Below are 14,163 nucleotides of genomic sequence, written 5' to 3' on the forward strand. Positions count from 1 at the left end.
GACGATCGCGTGCGAGGACGGGCTGAAGTTCGCGATCCGCGAGGGCGGTCGCACCGTCGGCGCCGGCGTGGTCACCAAGATCATCGAGTAGGGGAACGACCGTGGACAACCTCAAGATCAGGATTCGGCTCAAGGCCTACGATCACAAGCTGCTCGATCAGTCGTCGCGGGAGATCGCCGACACCGCACGGCGCACCGGGGCGCGCGTGGCGGGGCCGATCCCGCTGCCGACCAAGATCAACAAGTACACCGTGCTTCGCGGGCCGTTCATCGACAAGAAGTCCCGCGAGCAGTTCGAGATCCGCACCCATACCCGGCTGCTGGACATCCTCGAGCCCAACAAGCAGACCCTCGACGCCCTGATGAAGCTCGACCTCTCGGCGGGCGTGGACGTCGAGATCAAGACCAGCTGAGGACCCTACCCATGGCGAAGCTGAGCGTAGTGGACTTGACCGGAGCCCCCGTGGGGGAGCTCGACGTGGCCGACGACGTGTTCGCGGCCGACGTCAAGGAGCACCTGCTGTGGGAGGTCGTCCGGATGCAGCGCGCGGCCAAGCGCGCAGGCACGGCCAACACCAAGGGCCGCGCCGAGATCGCCCGCACCAAGGACAAGCTCTACAAGCAAAAGGGCACGGGCAACGCCCGTCACGGCTCGCGGCGCGCCAACGTGTTCCGCGGCGGCGGCGTGGTGCACGGACCCAAGCCCCACAAGTACGTGCTGTCGGTCAACAAGAAGGCCCGTGCGGGTGCGCTGCGCTCGGCGCTCAGCCTTCGCGCCAAGGCCGGCGACCTCGTGGTGGTCAAGGAGCTGACCGGGCCCGAGGTGAAGACCAAGGCGCTGGCGCAGGCGCTGTCCAAGCTCCAGGCCGAGAAGGCGCTGCTGGTCGACGGCGGTGACAACCGCTGGCTGCAGCTGTCCTCCCGCAACCTGGCCGACGCCAACTTCCTCGACGTCCGCGGGCTCAACGTCTACGACATCCTTCGCCACCCCAAGCTGGTGATGTCCGAGGCGAGCCTGCGTGCGGTCGAGGCTCGTCTGACCAAGGCGACCGCTGGGGCGGAGATCTCCGAGAGCTCCGAGGGAGGTGCGGCATGAGCGTTCCGCAGCAGGTGATCCTGCGGCCGGTGGTCACCGAGAAGACCACGGACCAGCAGGCCAACGACAACCAGTACACCTTCGAGGTGGCCAAGGGCGCCAACAAGATCGAGATCCGCAAGGCGATCGAGATGGTGTTCGGCGTTCGCGTGAGGACGGTCCGCACCCAGGTGGTGCGCGGCGACCTCAAGCGGGTGGGTCAGTTCTGGGGCCGCAAGCGCTCCTGGAAGAAGGCCGTCGTCACCCTCCATCCCGACGACTCCATCGATCTCTACGGAGAGGAGTAGGCCATGGGCATCAAGAAGTACAAGCCGACCTCTCCTGGCCGGCGCAACATGACGGCCAGCGACCGCGCCGCGGTCACGGCCGAGCGTCCGCTCAAGAAGCTGGTGAGCTTCCGGCACAGCGCCACGGGTCGCAACGCCAATGGTCGCATCACCTCGCGGTTCCGCGGCGGCGGCCACAAGCGGCTCTACCGTCAGATCGACTTTCGGCGCGACAAGTACGGGGTGCCCGGGAAGATCGCCTCCATCGAGTACGATCCCAACCGCACCTGCTACATCGCGCTGGTCCACTACGCCGATGGTGACAAGCGCTACATCCTCGCGCCCAACGGCGTGAAGGTGGGCAGCACCATCATCTCGAGCCGCGACGCCGACATCACCGCCGGCAACTCGCTGCCGCTGCGCGCGATGCCGTCAGGCACGGAGATCCACAACATCGAGCTCAAGATCGGCGGCGGCGGGCAGCTGGTGCGCACCGCGGGTGCGGTGGCGCGGCTGATGGCTCGCGACGGCGACTGGGCCATGGTGCGCCTGCCCTCGGGCGAGGTCCGCAAGGTGCACGCCGACTGCCGGGCCACGGTGGGCTCGCTGTCCAACTCCGAGCACGGCAACATCAAGATCGGCAAGGCGGGCCGCACCCGCTGGCTGGGCCGGCGCCCGCACAACCGCGGCGTCACCATGAACCCGGTCGACCACCCCATGGGCGGTGGTGAGGGCCGAACCTCGGGCGGCGGTCACCCCCGCACCCCGTGGGGCAAGCCCACCAAGGGCCTTCGGACCCGCAAGAACAAGCGCACTCAGGTCTTCATCGTCACCCGTCGGGGGAGGAAGTAAGCGATGCCCCGTTCCGTCAAGAAGGGCCCGTTCGTCGACGCCCACCTGCTCGAGAAGGTCGAGGCCGCGCTCGCCGAGAAGGGGCGCCGCGCGGTCAAGACCTGGTCCCGCCGCTCCACCATCCTGCCGCAGTTCGTGGGCGCCAACATCATGGTCCACAACGGCAACAAGTTCATCCCGGTGTACATCACCGAGAACATGGTCGGTCACAAGCTGGGGGAGTTCGCGCCCACGCGCACCTTCCGTGGCCATGCCGCCGACCGCAAGGGCAAGCGATAGACCATGGCCACCGCACGCCTCAGCCACGTCCGCATTGCGCCGCGCAAGCTGCGGGTCATCGCCAAGCTGGTCCGCGGCCAGAAGGTCGACCACGCCATCAACACCCTGCGGTTCATGAACAAGTCGGGCTCGCGGGAGATGTTCAAGCTCCTCGTCTCGGCCGTCGCCAATGCCGAGGACCGGGGCGATGCCGAGGTCGACGACCTGGTGGTTCGCACCGTCACCGTCGACCAGGGGCCCACCCTCAAGCGCTGGCGCCCACGCGCCCAGGGCCGTGCCACCCGCATCCTCAAGAAGACCAGCCACGTGTTCGTGGAGCTGGCGGCCGCCGAAGGCTAGACCTCAGGACTCACTCACCATGGCTCACAAGACGCACCCGGTCGGGTTTCGCCTCGGCATCGTCAAGACCTGGAACTCGAAGTGGTTCGAGGACCAGAAGTACCGTCAGTGGCTGCACGAGGATCTCAAGCTCCGCCGCTTCCTCAAGCGCGAGCTGATGAACGCCAGCATCTCCGAGATCACCATCGAGCGCGCCGCCAACAAGGTGAAGATCAACATCTTCTCCGCGCGCCCGGGCATCGTGATCGGCAAGCGTGGCGCCGGCGTGGAGGGCCTCAAGAAGAAGGTCCAGAAGATGACCGAGTCGGAGGTGTTCCTCAACATCCAGGAGGTGCGCAAGGCCGAGGTCAACGCGCAGCTCGTGGCGGAGAACATCTGCCAGCAGCTCGAGCGTCGCATCGCGTTCCGCCGCGCGCTCAAGCGGGCGGTGCAGACCGCGATGAAGTTCGGGGCCAAGGGCATCCGGGTCAACGCGGCCGGGCGCCTGGGCAACTCCGAGATGGGGCGTCGCGAGTGGTACCGCGAGGGGCGGATTCCCTTGCACACGCTGCGCGCCGACATCGACTACGGCTTCCACGAGGCGCTGACCTCGGCCGGGACCATCGGCGTCAAGTGCTGGATCTTCAAGGGCGAGGTCTACGACCACCGCGGCGGCAACGCTGGCGACGCCCGCTTCCCACGCCCCGTGCCGCAGCGCTGACGCACTGCGCCATCCCCCGCATCCACCGGTAGCCGGACGACCGACCAGGTGCCCCCAAGGGGGCCGGATCCACGCCGCGGGGCCTTCTCACCCTTCCTTCCCTAGAACCACGGGAAACGAACGATGCTCTCTCCATCCAGGGTCAAGTACCGCAAGGTCCACAAGGGCCGCATGACAGGCCGCGCCAAGGGCGGTGACCGGGTCAGCTTCGGTGACTTCGGGCTGCAGGCGACCTCGTGCGGCTGGTTGACGGCGCGACAGATCGAGGCGGCTCGTATTGCCATCAACCGTCACGTCAAGCGCGGCGGCAAGCTCTACATCCGCATCTTCCCGGACAAGCCGGTCAGCAAGAAGCCCGCCGAGACCCGCATGGGCAAGGGCAAGGGCGCCCCGGAGTTCTGGGTCGCCGTCGTGCGCCCCGGCCGGGTGCTCTACGAGATCGAGGGGGTGTCCGAGGAGCTCGCACGCAGTGCGTTCCTTCGTGCCCACCACAAGCTGCCCATCCACACGCGCTTCATCAAGCGAGAGGCAGGCCAATGAAGACCTCCGAGATCAGGGACAAGTCCGACGAGGAGCTGCACGAGCTCGAGAGCGAGCTTCGCGACAAGCTCATCAAGCTCGAGGTCGCGCGGGCGGCCCAGCGCGCCGTGAACACGGCGCAATTCTCCCGCATCAAGAAGGACATCGCGCGCGTCAAGACCATTCTTCACGAGCGCAAGCTCGGCCTGGCCTCCCATCGCGATACCGATCGCGATGTAGCGGGCGGGTCCGGGGAGGAAGCGACGGCATGAGCGACAGCAGCAATCAGGCCAATGAGGCGGACGGCGGGCGTCTCGAGCGACACCGCCGGGTGCTCGTGGGAACGGTCGTGTCGGACAAGATGGACAAGACCATCGTCGTCCAGGTCATGCGCCGCTACCGCCACCCGCAGTACCGCAAGTACGTCAACGAGCGGGTCAAGTACAAGGCGCACGACGAGCGCAACGAGGCGCGCATCGGCGACACCGTTCGCATCATCGAGTCGCGGCCCATGTCCCGCGACAAGCGCTGGCGGCTGCAGGCCGTCACGGAAAGGGCACCGGTCGTATGATCCAGGTTCAGTCGGTCCTCGACGTGGCGGACAACTCCGGTGCGCGCAAGGTCGCCTGCATCAAGGTGCTCGGCGGCTCCAAGCGGCGCTACGCCAACGTGGGCGACGTGATCGTGGTGAGCATCCGCGACGCGCTGCCCAACTCCAAGGTCAAGAAGGGCTCGGTGATGAAGGCGGTGATCGTGCGCTCCCGCAAGGGTCTGCGCCGCCCCGACGGAAGCCTGATCCGCTTCGACACCAACAGCGCGGTGCTGATCGACGCCCAGAAGCAGCCGATCGGGACCCGCATCTTCGGACCGGTGGCGCGCGAGCTCCGGGCCAAGAAGTTCCTCAAGATCATCAGCCTCGCGCCGGAGGTGCTCTAGGCCATGCAGCGCGTCAAGCAAGGCGACTCCGTCGTCGTGGTGGCCGGCAAGGACAAGGGCATGCGAGGCCGCGTGCTGAGCGTGTCCCCGGGGGCCAGCAAGGTGGTGGTGGAGGGCGTCAACGTCCGCACCAAGCACGTCAAGCCCAGCCAGCAGAACCCGCAAGGCGGGCGCATCAAGAAGGAAGCGCCCATCCACATCTCCAACGTCATGCTCGCCGACCCCGAGACGGGAAAGCCGACCCGCGTGCGCATCAAGACCCTCGAGACGGGTCAGCGCGTGCGCGTGGCGGTGAAGTCGGGGGAGCAGATCGACAAGTAGTTTCACCTCTGGCCGTTTTTGCCGAAGGCTCTAGTCAGCCGCAGGCCAATTTGCCGCATTCGCGGAGGAAGGGTTCGGTATACCGATGGCGAAGGCACAGCGCGGGGCCCCGACCCAAAAGAAGAAGAAGGAAATCGGCTTCCCCTACAAGTTCCGACGGCTCCAAGAGAAGCCGCTGCGGCGCAGCGAGAGCGACCGGCCGCGGTTGCTCGGCAAGTACGAGCAGAACGTTCGACCCTGGTTGCTCAAGGAGTTCGGCTACAAGAACCCCTTCGAGGTGCCACGCGTGGAGAAGGTCGTGCTCAACATCGGCCTCGGCGAGGCCCTCAAGACCCCCAAGCTGCTCGAGCAGGCGTTCGAGAGCCTGGGCAACATCACCGGCCAGCGGCCGGTGGTGACGCGGGCCAAGAAGTCGATCGCCACGTTCAAGCTGCGCGAGGGCATGAAGATCGGCTGCATGGTGACCCTGCGGGGACCCCGGATGTGGGAGTTCCTCGATCGGCTGCTCACCGTGGCCCTGCCCCGTACCCGTGACTTCCGCGGCGTGAGCCGCAAGGCCTTCGACGGCCGTGGCAACTACACCCTCGGCATCCGCGAGCTGCTGATCTTCCCCGAGGTCGACATCGAGAAGCTGGACAAGGTACCGGGCATGAACATCTGCGTGCACACCAGCGCCAAGACCGACGAGGAGGGCCGGGCCCTGCTCACCCAGCTCGGAGTGCCCTTCCGCGCCGCCTGACGGAGACATCGCAATGTCCATGACCGATCCCATCGCCGACATGCTCAGCCGCATCCGCAACGCGATGACCGCGGGACACGATTCGCTGGCGGTCCCCGCGTCGTCCGTCAAGCAGCGGATCGTCGAGATCCTCCAGGAGGAGGGCTACATCGACACCTATTCGCGCCGTCACGAGGGCCCGCAGGGTTTTCTCGACATCAAGCTCAAGTGGCACGCCGGACAGCCTGCCATCGAGGGGCTGCGGCGGGTCAGTCGGCCCGGCCAGCGGCGCTACGCACGGTGCGGCGACATTCCCAAGGTCCGCAACGGCCTGGGCATCATGATCGTGAGCACCTCCAAGGGACTGATGACCGACCGCGCGGCCCGCAAGGCGGGCGTGGGTGGTGAGCTCATCTGCAGCATCTGGTAGGAAGGCAACGCGCCATGTCACGCATCGGCAATGCACCCATCACGGTTCCCAAGGGAGTCACGGTGACGACCCAGGGGCAGACGATCTCCGTGAAGGGTCCCGTGGGGAGCCTGAGCTTCACGGTGCCCGAGGGCATCTCGTTCACCCACGAGGGCTCGGAGATTCGCTTCAACCGCGCCAGCGACAGCCGCACGCACCGGGCCATGCACGGCATGGCCCGCGCACGCACGGCCAACCTCGTCAACGGCTGCGGCTCGGGATTCAAGCGCACGCTCGAGATCACCGGCGTCGGCTATCGTGCCGCGGTCAAGGGCCAAAACGTGGACCTCACGCTCGGATTCTCGCACCCGATCAGCTATCCGCTGCCGGCCGGGGTCACCGCCGAGGTGACCAAGGAAGGCAAGCTGGTGCTCACCGCCGCCGACCGGTCGGTGCTGGGGCAGGCGGCAGCCGACATCCGAGCCTTCCGGCCGCCGGAGCCCTACAAGGGCAAGGGCGTCAAGTACGAGAACGAGCGGATCATCCGCAAGGAAGGCAAGCGCGGTAAGAAGTAGGCTCCTGGCCTGCACGGACCCGCGACACCCGTTGCCAAACGAGAGGCACCCATGTCGAACGACAAGATCGACACCCGCAACCGTCGCAAGCGACGGATCCGTCAGAAGGTGAGCGGCACGGCCGAGCGGCCGCGGCTGACCGTCTTCCGTAGCAGCAAGCACATCTACGCCCAGGTGATCGATGACGCGTCGTCGTCGTCGCTCGCGGTCGTGTCCACCCTGAGCAAGTCGCTCGCCGACGAGCTCAAGGACAAGTCCAAGCAAGAGGAGGCCAAGGTCGTGGGCGCCGCGATCGCCAAGGCTTGCCAAGACAAGGGCATCACCCGGGTGGTCTTCGACCGCAACGGTTACGCCTACCACGGTCGGGTGAGCGCCCTGGCCGACGCTGCCCGCGAGGCGGGGCTGGAGTTCTGATGGCCATGGTCGATATCGAAAGCCTGGGCGATCTCGTCGATCGCGTCGTCTACATCAACCGCGTGGCCAAGGTGGTCAAGGGCGGCCGAAACTTCTCGTTCACCGCCATCGTGGTGGTGGGCAACGAGCACGGTTGGGTCGGCATGGGTCACGGCAAGGCCAAGGAAGTGCCCGAGGCCATTCGCAAGGCCAACGAGTACGCCCGTCGCAACATCTTCGAGGTCCCGCTGTCGGGGCCGACCATCCCGCACGAGATCCTCGGGGAGCATGGGGCGGGTCGCGTGCTGCTGCGTCCGGCCGCGCCGGGTACCGGCGTCATCGCGGGTGGCCCGGTCCGCGCCGTGGTGGAGTGCGCCGGCATCCACGACGTGCTCTCCAAGTGCATCGGGACCAACAACCACCTCAACGTCATCCACGCCACGATGAACGCCCTCAAGTCGCTGCGCAGCCCCGAGCAGGTGGCGCTGCGGCGTGGGATGAGCGTGCAGGAGATGATGGGCTAGGGCCCTTGGGCCCGATCCCACGCCGACCCCACGGGAGAACCACCATGGCGGACAAGCTCAAGGTCACCCTGGTGCGCAGCACGATCGATCGGCCGCAGACGCAGAAGCGGACGGTGCTCGGTCTTGGTCTGCGCAAGCTCAATCACTCGGTGGTGGTGGAAGACACCCACGCCATCCGCGGCATGATCCGCAAGGTCCAGCACTTGGTGGTCGTCGAGCCCGCCCAGTAGCGGGGGACCGGCAGCCGAACCAGCAGCAAGCGAACGAGGTCCGAGATGGGCACCACGCTCCATACGCTCACGCCTCCCCCGGGGGCACGCAAGAAGAAGCAACGCATCGGTCGCGGCATCGGGTCGCACCGGGGCAAGACCTCCGGGCGCGGCATGAAGGGCCAGCTCGCGCGGCGCACCAAGATGTCGCCGGCGTTCGAGGGCGGCCAGCTCCCGATCCACCGTCGCGTGCCCAAGCGCGGCTTCGTCAACATCCATCGCATCGAGGTGCACGGCATCAACGTGGGCTTGCTCGAGGGCAAGCTCGAGGCCGGCACCGAGGTCACCCCCGAGCTGCTGCACGAGCTGGGCTTGGTCCCCAAGAAGGCCAACGTCATCAAGTTGCTGGGCACGGGCGAGCTCAAGACCAAGCTCACCATCAAGGTGCACCGGATCAGTGAGTCGGCGCGGGCCAAGGTCGAGGGCGCGGGGGGCACGGTGGAGCTGATCGCCGAGGCGGCCGAAGGCGCCGAGGCTCCGGCCGACGCCGAGTAGCGGTCCGGCCAAGACTCGGCCGGATTCTGGGGCCTGGGCCCAAGAGCCGGGCCACGGAGTCGGCAGCTGCTCGAGAGATTTCCTGCGGGGGACGCGCCGGCCGAAGCGCGGCCCCCGTTTGCATTCGGTCGCGCCCGGCCCCATTTCCACGGGACTCCTATCGGGGGCGCCGGGCCGGTCAGATGTCATCGCACGCGGCGTAGGGTATGGTCGCGTGCTCGCCAAGGGCGGCCGCCGTGCCGTCGCCGAGGGTCCGACCACCCTCCGGCCAGCAGACGTACGAGGACCACGGGATGGGCATCATCATCAACATCTTCAAGCTGCCCGAGCTGCGCAAGCGGGTCTTGTTCACCTTGATGATGCTGGCGGTCTACCGCCTGGGCGTGTTCATCGCCGTGCCGGGCGTGGACCGCAAGGTCATGTCCGAGATCGTCAACCAGGGCGACGGTGGCTTCCTCGGCTACTTCAACATGTTCAGCGGCGGCGCGCTCGAGCAGCTCTCGGTGTTTGCGCTGGGCATCATGCCGTACATCAGCGCCAGCATCATCATGCAGCTGATGACGGTGGTCATCCCGCGGCTCGAGCAGCTGTCCAAGGAGGGCGAGACCGGCCGCCGCAAGATCAACCAGTACAGCCGCTACGGCACGGTGGGGCTGGCGCTGGTGCAGGGCTACTTCATGGCCAGCTGGCTCGAGTCGCAGAACTCGGCCGGCCAGACCCTGGTGCTCGACCCGGGCCTGGGCTTCCAGCTCGAGACGGTGCTGACGCTGACGGGCGGCACCATCTTCTTGATGTGGCTGGGCGAGCAGATCACCGAGCGCGGCATCGGCAACGGCATCTCGCTCATCATCTTCGCGGGCATCATCGCGAACCTGCCGCTGGCGCTCTACCAGCTGTTCCAGAAGCAGCAGGACGATCCGGAGGCATTCGGGCCGATGACGCTGGCCATCCTGCTGGTGATGGCGATCCTGGTGATCGCGTTCATCGTGGTGATGGAACGCGGGCAGCGTCGCATCACGGTGCAGTACGCCAAGCGCGTGCAGGGCCGCCGGATGTTCGACGGCAACGCCAACTACCTGCCGCTGCGGATCAACAGCGCGGGCGTGATCCCGCCGATCTTCGCCAGCTCGATCCTGATGTTCCCCAACCAGATCGCCGGGATGACGCAGAACGAGTGGCTGCAGGCGTTCTCGAGCGCGCTCTCGTACGACGGCTGGAAGTACATCACGGTCTACGTCGCGCTGAACGTGTTCTTCACGTACTTCTACACGGCGATCCAGTTCAACCCGACCGACGTGGCCGACAACCTCAAGAAGCAGAATGCTTCGGTGCCGGGCATTCGGCCGGGCAAGCGGACGGCGGAGTACATCGACTTCGTGCTCAACCGGCTGACGTTCGTGGGCGCCTGGTACATCTCGGCGGTGTGCGTGCTGCCCACGTTCCTGCAGACCAAGTTCGACGTACCGTTCTACTACGGCGGCACCTCGCTGCTCATCGTGGTGGGCGTGGCCCTGGATACCGCGCAGCAGATCGAGAGCCACCTGGTCACCCGGTCCTACGAGGGCTTCGCAGGGCCACGCGGGCCTCGGATTCGCGGGCGGCGCGGGTAGGCGGCCGGCAGGGTAGGGGAACACCTCGAGCGGTGCGTCAGAGGCGCATGCGGCGGCGCCACGAGGTTCACGGGACGCTGTGATCCGCACGCGGGCTCCCCTCGATGTCACCCCCGCCCAGCGCTATAAGGCCGGCCATGAGCGACGATCGATCGAAGGGGATCATCCTCATCGGAGCCCCCGGCTCGGGCAAGGGGACGCAGGCCAAGAAGCTCAAGGATCAGCTGGGCTACGCCCACATCAGCACGGGCGACCTGCTGCGCGCCGCGGTCAAGGAGGGCACTGCGCTGGGCCAGAAGGCCAAGGGCTTCATGGATGCCGGCCAGCTCGTGCCCGACGACCTGGTCATCGACCTGCTCGAGGAGGCGCTGCAGACCCCCGAGGCCAAGGCGGGCTTCATGCTCGACGGCTTCCCGCGCACCATGCCGCAGGCCGACGCCCTCGACGCCGTGGTCACCATCGACAAGGTCATCGACCTCCAGGTGCCGTTCGAGCTCATCGAGGAGCGCGTGACGGGCCGCCGGATGTCGCCCAGCGGGCACGTCTACCACATCGAGTACAACCCCCCGAAGGTGGACGAGCGCTGCGACGTGACCGGCGAGGCGCTCTACCAGCGCAGCGACGACACCCCGGAGAAGGTGCGCGAGCGCCTGGCCAAGTTCGACAGCGAGACGCGCCCGGTCATCGCCCACTACCAGCAAAAGGGCGTGGTGGTCGCCGTCGACGGCGTCGGCGATCCCGAGGAGGTCTTCACCCGCATCATGGCGGTGATGTAGCGGGGCCCGCGGACCTCCCCCTCGTGCATCCCCGTACATCCGTACATCCCCCCGTAAATCGGGGATCGCGCGAAGACACCCCAGCTGTGCGTTTTCCAACTGAGAATTGATCAACCCACCAGCGCCTTTACGAACGCGACGCGCGGTGGCATGCTCCGCGGCTCCCAAACCCCGGGAGGCGGGTAGAGGAATGAGAACCACGGCTTTGGACACGGTCCTGGCGACCGTGACGGCCGAGCTCCCTCAGCAACTTTTTAGGCTTCAAATCTCCGACGGAACCGTGATACTCGCCGGCCGCTCGGAGGAGCTCGGTCGGCTCGCCCGACCGATTCGCATGGGCAGCACGGTGATGGTCCGCCGAGCCCGACTCGACCCCGGTCGCGGAACCATCATCGGGATCGTGGCCGACCCCTGAAGCACCCCACGACTGCGAATCAGCAAGCCCGCCGCCTCCACTCGACGACACATCCCGACCACGAGTCACCGCCATGAAAGTCAGAGCGAGCGTCAAGAAGATCTGTGAGAAGTGCAAGGTGATCCGTCGCCGCGGAGTCGTGCGCATCATCTGCGAGAACCCCAAGCACAAGCAGAGGCAAGGCTAGACCATGGCACGCATCGCAGGCGTCGATCTTCCCCGCAACAAGCGGATCGAGGTTGCGCTCACCTATATCTTCGGGGTCGGTCGTGCGACCGCCGCCCAGATCCTCTCCGAGTCGGGGGTGGGTCCCTCGGTCCGTACCGACGACCTCACCGACGAGCAGGTCAGCGCGATCCGCCAGGCGATCGAGGCCAGCCATCGCGTCGAGGGCGACCTTCGCCGCGACGTGCAGATGAGCATCAAGCGACTGATGGACCTCGGGTGCTACCGCGGCCTTCGTCACCGCCGCAACCTCCCCGTCCGAGGCCAGCGCACCCACACCAACGCCCGCACCCGCAAGGGCCCCAAGCGCGCCACCGTGGCGCAGAAGAAGCGCTAGTCCGCTAGCCCCTCATCCACGCCATGGCCACCAGCAAGCAGCAAGGCAAGAAGCGGGTCAAGAAGAACGTCTCCACGGGGATCGTTCACATCCGCTCCACGTTCAACAACACCCTGGTCAGCGTGACCGACGTCAACGGCAACGTGATCGCATGGGCCTCGGCCGGCGTTCGCGGCTTTCGAGGCTCTCGCAAGTCCACGCCGTTCGCCGCTCAGCTCGCCGCCGACGAGGCGTGCCGCCGGGCGCAGGACCACGGCATGCAGACCGTCTCGATCCGCATCAGCGGCCCCGGAGCGGGGCGCGAGTCGGCGCTGCGCGGGGTTCAGTCCTCGGGCATGCGCGTGACCGCGATCAAGGACGTCACCCCCATTCCCCACAACGGCTGCCGTCCGCCCAAGCGGCGCCGGGTCTAGCCTCACAGGTCTTTCTTCATGGCTCGCTACACCGGTCCCGTCTGTCGCCTCTGCCGCCGGGAGGACTCGCAGCTCTACCTCAAGGGTGATCGCTGCTTCTCCACCAAGTGCGGCTACGAGCGCCGTCCGTACCCGCCTGGCCAGCATGGCCAGGGTCGTCGTCGTCGCCCCAGCGACTATGGCCAGCAGCTTCGCGAGAAGCAGAAGGTCAAGCGCATGTATGGGCTGATGGAGAAGCAGTTCCGCGGCTACTACTTCCGCGCCACCCGCATGAAGGGGGTGACGGGCGAGAACCTGCTGCAGCTGCTCGAGCGACGCCTCGACAACGCCGTGCTGCGCATGGGCTTCGCCGCCAGCCACGCCGAGGCCCGGCAGCTCGCCCGCCACGGCCACTTCACCATCAATGGCAAGCGGGTCGACATCCCGTCCTACCTCGTGCGCGTCGGCGACGTGATCGAGGTGCGGGAGAAGAGCCGCAAGGTCGCCAAGGTCGTCGAGGCGATCGCCAAGAGCGATCGGAGCCCGCGCCCCGCGTGGCTCGAGGTCGACAAGGACAACTTCAAGGGCAAGGTCACCGCCTTGCCAGCCCGCTCGGACATCGCGGCCGAGATCGACGAGCAGCTCATCGTCGAGCTGTACTCCAAGTAACCCTTCGCGTCCTCGGAGGCGTCACGCATCATGCAGGACCCCAACACCATCGCCCGAAACTGGCGCGACCTCATTCGACCCAAGAAGCTCGAGGTCGAGATCGAGTCGCTCACCGAAAGCTACGGCAAGTTCACCTGCGAGCCGCTCGAGCGGGGCTACGGCATCACCCTGGGCAACAGCCTGCGACGGGTGCTGCTGTCCTCGCTCCAGGGCTCGGCGGTCACTTCCGTTCGCATCGAAGGGGCGCTCCACGAGTTCACCACCATCGAAGGCGTGGTCGAGGACGTCACCGACGTCATCCTCAACATCAAGGCCTTGCGCCTGCGGATGACCGACGCGACCCCACGCACCCTCACCATCGACAAGCAGGGTGAGGGGCCCGTCAAGGCCTCGGACATCCAGGCTCCGACGGGGGTGGAGGTGCTCGACCCCGAGCAACACATCGCCACGCTCTCCAAGGAGGGACACCTCAAGATGGAGATGACCGTCGCGATGGGTCGGGGCTACGCCACCGCCGATCAGAACAAGACCGAGGGCACGCCGATCGGCGTCATCCCCATCGACTCGTTGTTCTCGCCGGTCCAGAAGGTCAACTACCGCGTGACCAACGCGCGCGTGGGCCAGCGGACCGACTACGATCGGCTGAACCTCGAGGTGTGGACCGACGGCTCGGTCAAGCCCGACGACGCGGTGGCGTTCGCGGCCAAGATCCTCAAGGAGCAGCTGTCGATCTTCATCAATCGCGAGGAGATCGAGGAGCCCATGGCCGTGGAGCCGTCCGAGGAGGACAAGCTCAACGAGTACCTGTGGCGCTCGGTCGACGAGCTCGAGCTGTCGGTGCGCTCGGCCAACTGCCTCCAGAACGCCAACATCCACTACATTGGCGATCTGGTGCAGAAGACCGAGGCCGAGATGCTCAAGACCAAGAACTTCGGCCGCAAGTCGCTCAAGGAGATCAAGGAGATCCTGGCGCAGATGGGCCTCTCGCTCGGGATGAAGATCCCCAACTGGCAGGGGCCCCCTCCGGCGGCCGACTAGGCCGCCCGCC

Annotated in this window: 27 protein-coding genes; all 27 read left to right on the forward strand. The window is 66.7% G+C overall.

Going from position 1 to position 14,163, the window contains the following annotated elements:
• Nucleotides 1-91 (forward strand): EF-Tu C-terminal domain-related protein (locus OEB96_RS11660; RefSeq protein WP_323137312.1); only part of this gene is annotated, 91 nt, incomplete at its 5' end.
• 10 nt (nt 92-101) lie between these two features.
• Nucleotides 102-413, forward strand: coding sequence for a 30S ribosomal protein S10 (gene rpsJ / locus OEB96_RS11665; RefSeq protein ID WP_266215642.1), 312 nt, complete (start codon nt 102-104; stop codon nt 411-413).
• An 11-nt stretch (nt 414-424) separates the two neighbouring features.
• The gene (rplD, locus tag OEB96_RS11670) at nt 425-1,096 is read left to right on the forward strand and encodes a 50S ribosomal protein L4 (RefSeq protein ID WP_266215643.1); all 672 of its coding nucleotides are present in this window, start codon (nt 425-427) and stop codon (nt 1,094-1,096) included.
• Nucleotides 1,093-1,383: a 50S ribosomal protein L23 gene (gene rplW, locus OEB96_RS11675; protein WP_266215645.1), complete on the forward strand. Its 291-nt coding sequence runs from the start codon at nt 1,093-1,095 to the stop codon at nt 1,381-1,383. Before rplD ends, rplW begins: the two co-directional genes overlap by 4 nt.
• Before the next feature lie 3 nt (nt 1,384-1,386).
• A complete protein-coding gene (gene rplB, locus OEB96_RS11680; protein WP_266215646.1) occupies nt 1,387-2,214 on the forward strand; it encodes a 50S ribosomal protein L2 in 828 nt (275 codons plus the stop codon).
• A 3-nt stretch (nt 2,215-2,217) separates the two neighbouring features.
• Nucleotides 2,218-2,493 carry a 30S ribosomal protein S19 gene (rpsS, locus tag OEB96_RS11685; protein ID WP_266215647.1) on the forward strand — a complete coding sequence of 92 codons (276 nt, stop codon included), beginning with the start codon at nt 2,218-2,220 and terminating at the stop codon, nt 2,491-2,493.
• A 3-nt stretch (nt 2,494-2,496) separates the two neighbouring features.
• Complete coding sequence (gene rplV / locus OEB96_RS11690; RefSeq protein WP_266215648.1) at nt 2,497-2,832, forward strand: 50S ribosomal protein L22; 336 nt, start codon at nt 2,497-2,499, stop codon at nt 2,830-2,832.
• Nucleotides 2,833-2,851: 19 nt separating this feature from the next.
• A complete protein-coding gene (gene rpsC, locus OEB96_RS11695) occupies nt 2,852-3,532 on the forward strand; it encodes a 30S ribosomal protein S3 (RefSeq protein WP_266215649.1) in 681 nt (226 codons plus the stop codon).
• A 123-nt stretch (nt 3,533-3,655) separates the two neighbouring features.
• Nucleotides 3,656-4,072, forward strand: a complete 417-nt coding sequence (rplP, locus tag OEB96_RS11700; RefSeq protein WP_266215650.1) for a 50S ribosomal protein L16 — start codon at nt 3,656-3,658, stop codon at nt 4,070-4,072.
• Nucleotides 4,069-4,323 carry a 50S ribosomal protein L29 gene (rpmC, locus tag OEB96_RS11705; RefSeq protein WP_266215651.1) on the forward strand — a complete coding sequence of 85 codons (255 nt, stop codon included), beginning with the start codon at nt 4,069-4,071 and terminating at the stop codon, nt 4,321-4,323. Before rplP ends, rpmC begins: the two co-directional genes overlap by 4 nt.
• On the forward strand, nt 4,320-4,622 hold the full coding sequence (gene rpsQ, locus OEB96_RS11710; RefSeq protein WP_266215652.1) for a 30S ribosomal protein S17: 303 nt from the start codon (nt 4,320-4,322) through the stop codon (nt 4,620-4,622). Before rpmC ends, rpsQ begins: the two co-directional genes overlap by 4 nt.
• Nucleotides 4,619-4,987, forward strand: a complete 369-nt coding sequence (rplN, locus tag OEB96_RS11715) for a 50S ribosomal protein L14 (RefSeq protein WP_266215653.1) — start codon at nt 4,619-4,621, stop codon at nt 4,985-4,987. Before rpsQ ends, rplN begins: the two co-directional genes overlap by 4 nt.
• A gap of 3 nt (nt 4,988-4,990) precedes the next feature.
• On the forward strand, nt 4,991-5,308 hold the full coding sequence (rplX, locus tag OEB96_RS11720) for a 50S ribosomal protein L24 (protein ID WP_266215654.1): 318 nt from the start codon (nt 4,991-4,993) through the stop codon (nt 5,306-5,308).
• 85 nt (nt 5,309-5,393) lie between these two features.
• Nucleotides 5,394-6,047, forward strand: a complete 654-nt coding sequence (gene rplE, locus OEB96_RS11725) for a 50S ribosomal protein L5 (protein WP_266215655.1) — start codon at nt 5,394-5,396, stop codon at nt 6,045-6,047.
• Nucleotides 6,048-6,060: 13 nt separating this feature from the next.
• A complete protein-coding gene (gene rpsH / locus OEB96_RS11730; RefSeq protein ID WP_266215656.1) occupies nt 6,061-6,456 on the forward strand; it encodes a 30S ribosomal protein S8 in 396 nt (131 codons plus the stop codon).
• 14 nt (nt 6,457-6,470) lie between these two features.
• The gene (gene rplF / locus OEB96_RS11735; protein ID WP_266215657.1) at nt 6,471-7,010 is read left to right on the forward strand and encodes a 50S ribosomal protein L6; all 540 of its coding nucleotides are present in this window, start codon (nt 6,471-6,473) and stop codon (nt 7,008-7,010) included.
• 51 nt (nt 7,011-7,061) lie between these two features.
• Nucleotides 7,062-7,424 (forward strand): 50S ribosomal protein L18, encoded by a 363-nt coding sequence (rplR, locus tag OEB96_RS11740; protein WP_266215658.1) that lies wholly within the window; start codon nt 7,062-7,064, stop codon nt 7,422-7,424.
• A gap of 5 nt (nt 7,425-7,429) precedes the next feature.
• Nucleotides 7,430-7,927: a 30S ribosomal protein S5 gene (rpsE, locus tag OEB96_RS11745; protein WP_266215659.1), complete on the forward strand. Its 498-nt coding sequence runs from the start codon at nt 7,430-7,432 to the stop codon at nt 7,925-7,927.
• Between the two features lie 44 nt (nt 7,928-7,971).
• Nucleotides 7,972-8,157: a 50S ribosomal protein L30 gene (gene rpmD, locus OEB96_RS11750; RefSeq protein ID WP_266215660.1), complete on the forward strand. Its 186-nt coding sequence runs from the start codon at nt 7,972-7,974 to the stop codon at nt 8,155-8,157.
• A gap of 45 nt (nt 8,158-8,202) precedes the next feature.
• Nucleotides 8,203-8,691 (forward strand): 50S ribosomal protein L15, encoded by a 489-nt coding sequence (gene rplO, locus OEB96_RS11755; protein ID WP_266215661.1) that lies wholly within the window; start codon nt 8,203-8,205, stop codon nt 8,689-8,691.
• 293 nt (nt 8,692-8,984) lie between these two features.
• The gene (secY, locus tag OEB96_RS11760) at nt 8,985-10,301 is read left to right on the forward strand and encodes a preprotein translocase subunit SecY (protein ID WP_266215662.1); all 1,317 of its coding nucleotides are present in this window, start codon (nt 8,985-8,987) and stop codon (nt 10,299-10,301) included.
• A 137-nt stretch (nt 10,302-10,438) separates the two neighbouring features.
• A complete protein-coding gene (locus tag OEB96_RS11765) occupies nt 10,439-11,077 on the forward strand; it encodes an adenylate kinase (protein WP_266215663.1) in 639 nt (212 codons plus the stop codon).
• Nucleotides 11,078-11,565: 488 nt separating this feature from the next.
• The gene (rpmJ, locus tag OEB96_RS11770; protein ID WP_266215664.1) at nt 11,566-11,679 is read left to right on the forward strand and encodes a 50S ribosomal protein L36; all 114 of its coding nucleotides are present in this window, start codon (nt 11,566-11,568) and stop codon (nt 11,677-11,679) included.
• Between the two features lie 3 nt (nt 11,680-11,682).
• Nucleotides 11,683-12,054, forward strand: coding sequence for a 30S ribosomal protein S13 (gene rpsM / locus OEB96_RS11775; protein ID WP_266215665.1), 372 nt, complete (start codon nt 11,683-11,685; stop codon nt 12,052-12,054).
• Nucleotides 12,055-12,077: 23 nt separating this feature from the next.
• Nucleotides 12,078-12,467 carry a 30S ribosomal protein S11 gene (gene rpsK / locus OEB96_RS11780; protein WP_266215666.1) on the forward strand — a complete coding sequence of 130 codons (390 nt, stop codon included), beginning with the start codon at nt 12,078-12,080 and terminating at the stop codon, nt 12,465-12,467.
• Nucleotides 12,468-12,485: 18 nt separating this feature from the next.
• Nucleotides 12,486-13,115: a 30S ribosomal protein S4 gene (gene rpsD, locus OEB96_RS11785; protein WP_266215668.1), complete on the forward strand. Its 630-nt coding sequence runs from the start codon at nt 12,486-12,488 to the stop codon at nt 13,113-13,115.
• A gap of 30 nt (nt 13,116-13,145) precedes the next feature.
• Complete coding sequence (locus tag OEB96_RS11790) at nt 13,146-14,153, forward strand: DNA-directed RNA polymerase subunit alpha (protein ID WP_266215669.1); 1,008 nt, start codon at nt 13,146-13,148, stop codon at nt 14,151-14,153.
• Nucleotides 14,154-14,163: the final 10 nt, after the last annotated feature.

Origin of the sequence: Paraliomyxa miuraensis (assembly GCF_026337845.1) — a bacterium.
Taxonomy (GTDB): domain Bacteria; phylum Myxococcota_A; class Polyangia; order Nannocystales; family Nannocystaceae; genus Paraliomyxa; species Paraliomyxa miuraensis.

Excerpts from the sequence above, each read along its gene's own strand:
- rplD (WP_266215643.1), top strand. The coding sequence starts at position 425 with ATGGCGAAGCTGAGCGTAGTGGACTTGACCGGAGCCCCCGTGGGGGAG.
- rplW (WP_266215645.1), top strand. The coding sequence starts at position 1,093 with ATGAGCGTTCCGCAGCAGGTGATCCTGCGGCCGGTGGTCACCGAGAAG.
- rplB (WP_266215646.1), top strand. The coding sequence starts at position 1,387 with ATGGGCATCAAGAAGTACAAGCCGACCTCTCCTGGCCGGCGCAACATG.
- rpsS (WP_266215647.1), top strand. The coding sequence starts at position 2,218 with ATGCCCCGTTCCGTCAAGAAGGGCCCGTTCGTCGACGCCCACCTGCTC.
- rplV (WP_266215648.1), top strand. The coding sequence starts at position 2,497 with ATGGCCACCGCACGCCTCAGCCACGTCCGCATTGCGCCGCGCAAGCTG.
- rpsC (WP_266215649.1), top strand. The coding sequence starts at position 2,852 with ATGGCTCACAAGACGCACCCGGTCGGGTTTCGCCTCGGCATCGTCAAG.
- rplP (WP_266215650.1), top strand. The coding sequence starts at position 3,656 with ATGCTCTCTCCATCCAGGGTCAAGTACCGCAAGGTCCACAAGGGCCGC.
- rpmC (WP_266215651.1), top strand. The coding sequence starts at position 4,069 with ATGAAGACCTCCGAGATCAGGGACAAGTCCGACGAGGAGCTGCACGAG.
- rpsQ (WP_266215652.1), top strand. The coding sequence starts at position 4,320 with ATGAGCGACAGCAGCAATCAGGCCAATGAGGCGGACGGCGGGCGTCTC.
- rplN (WP_266215653.1), top strand. The coding sequence starts at position 4,619 with ATGATCCAGGTTCAGTCGGTCCTCGACGTGGCGGACAACTCCGGTGCG.
- rplX (WP_266215654.1), top strand. The coding sequence starts at position 4,991 with ATGCAGCGCGTCAAGCAAGGCGACTCCGTCGTCGTGGTGGCCGGCAAG.
- rplE (WP_266215655.1), top strand. The coding sequence starts at position 5,394 with ATGGCGAAGGCACAGCGCGGGGCCCCGACCCAAAAGAAGAAGAAGGAA.
- rpsH (WP_266215656.1), top strand. The coding sequence starts at position 6,061 with ATGTCCATGACCGATCCCATCGCCGACATGCTCAGCCGCATCCGCAAC.
- rplF (WP_266215657.1), top strand. The coding sequence starts at position 6,471 with ATGTCACGCATCGGCAATGCACCCATCACGGTTCCCAAGGGAGTCACG.
- rplR (WP_266215658.1), top strand. The coding sequence starts at position 7,062 with ATGTCGAACGACAAGATCGACACCCGCAACCGTCGCAAGCGACGGATC.
- rpsE (WP_266215659.1), top strand. The coding sequence starts at position 7,430 with ATGGTCGATATCGAAAGCCTGGGCGATCTCGTCGATCGCGTCGTCTAC.
- rpmD (WP_266215660.1), top strand. The coding sequence starts at position 7,972 with ATGGCGGACAAGCTCAAGGTCACCCTGGTGCGCAGCACGATCGATCGG.
- rplO (WP_266215661.1), top strand. The coding sequence starts at position 8,203 with ATGGGCACCACGCTCCATACGCTCACGCCTCCCCCGGGGGCACGCAAG.
- secY (WP_266215662.1), top strand. The coding sequence starts at position 8,985 with ATGGGCATCATCATCAACATCTTCAAGCTGCCCGAGCTGCGCAAGCGG.
- OEB96_RS11765 (WP_266215663.1), top strand. The coding sequence starts at position 10,439 with ATGAGCGACGATCGATCGAAGGGGATCATCCTCATCGGAGCCCCCGGC.
- rpmJ (WP_266215664.1), top strand. The coding sequence starts at position 11,566 with ATGAAAGTCAGAGCGAGCGTCAAGAAGATCTGTGAGAAGTGCAAGGTG.
- rpsM (WP_266215665.1), top strand. The coding sequence starts at position 11,683 with ATGGCACGCATCGCAGGCGTCGATCTTCCCCGCAACAAGCGGATCGAG.
- rpsK (WP_266215666.1), top strand. The coding sequence starts at position 12,078 with ATGGCCACCAGCAAGCAGCAAGGCAAGAAGCGGGTCAAGAAGAACGTC.
- rpsD (WP_266215668.1), top strand. The coding sequence starts at position 12,486 with ATGGCTCGCTACACCGGTCCCGTCTGTCGCCTCTGCCGCCGGGAGGAC.
- OEB96_RS11790 (WP_266215669.1), top strand. The coding sequence starts at position 13,146 with ATGCAGGACCCCAACACCATCGCCCGAAACTGGCGCGACCTCATTCGA.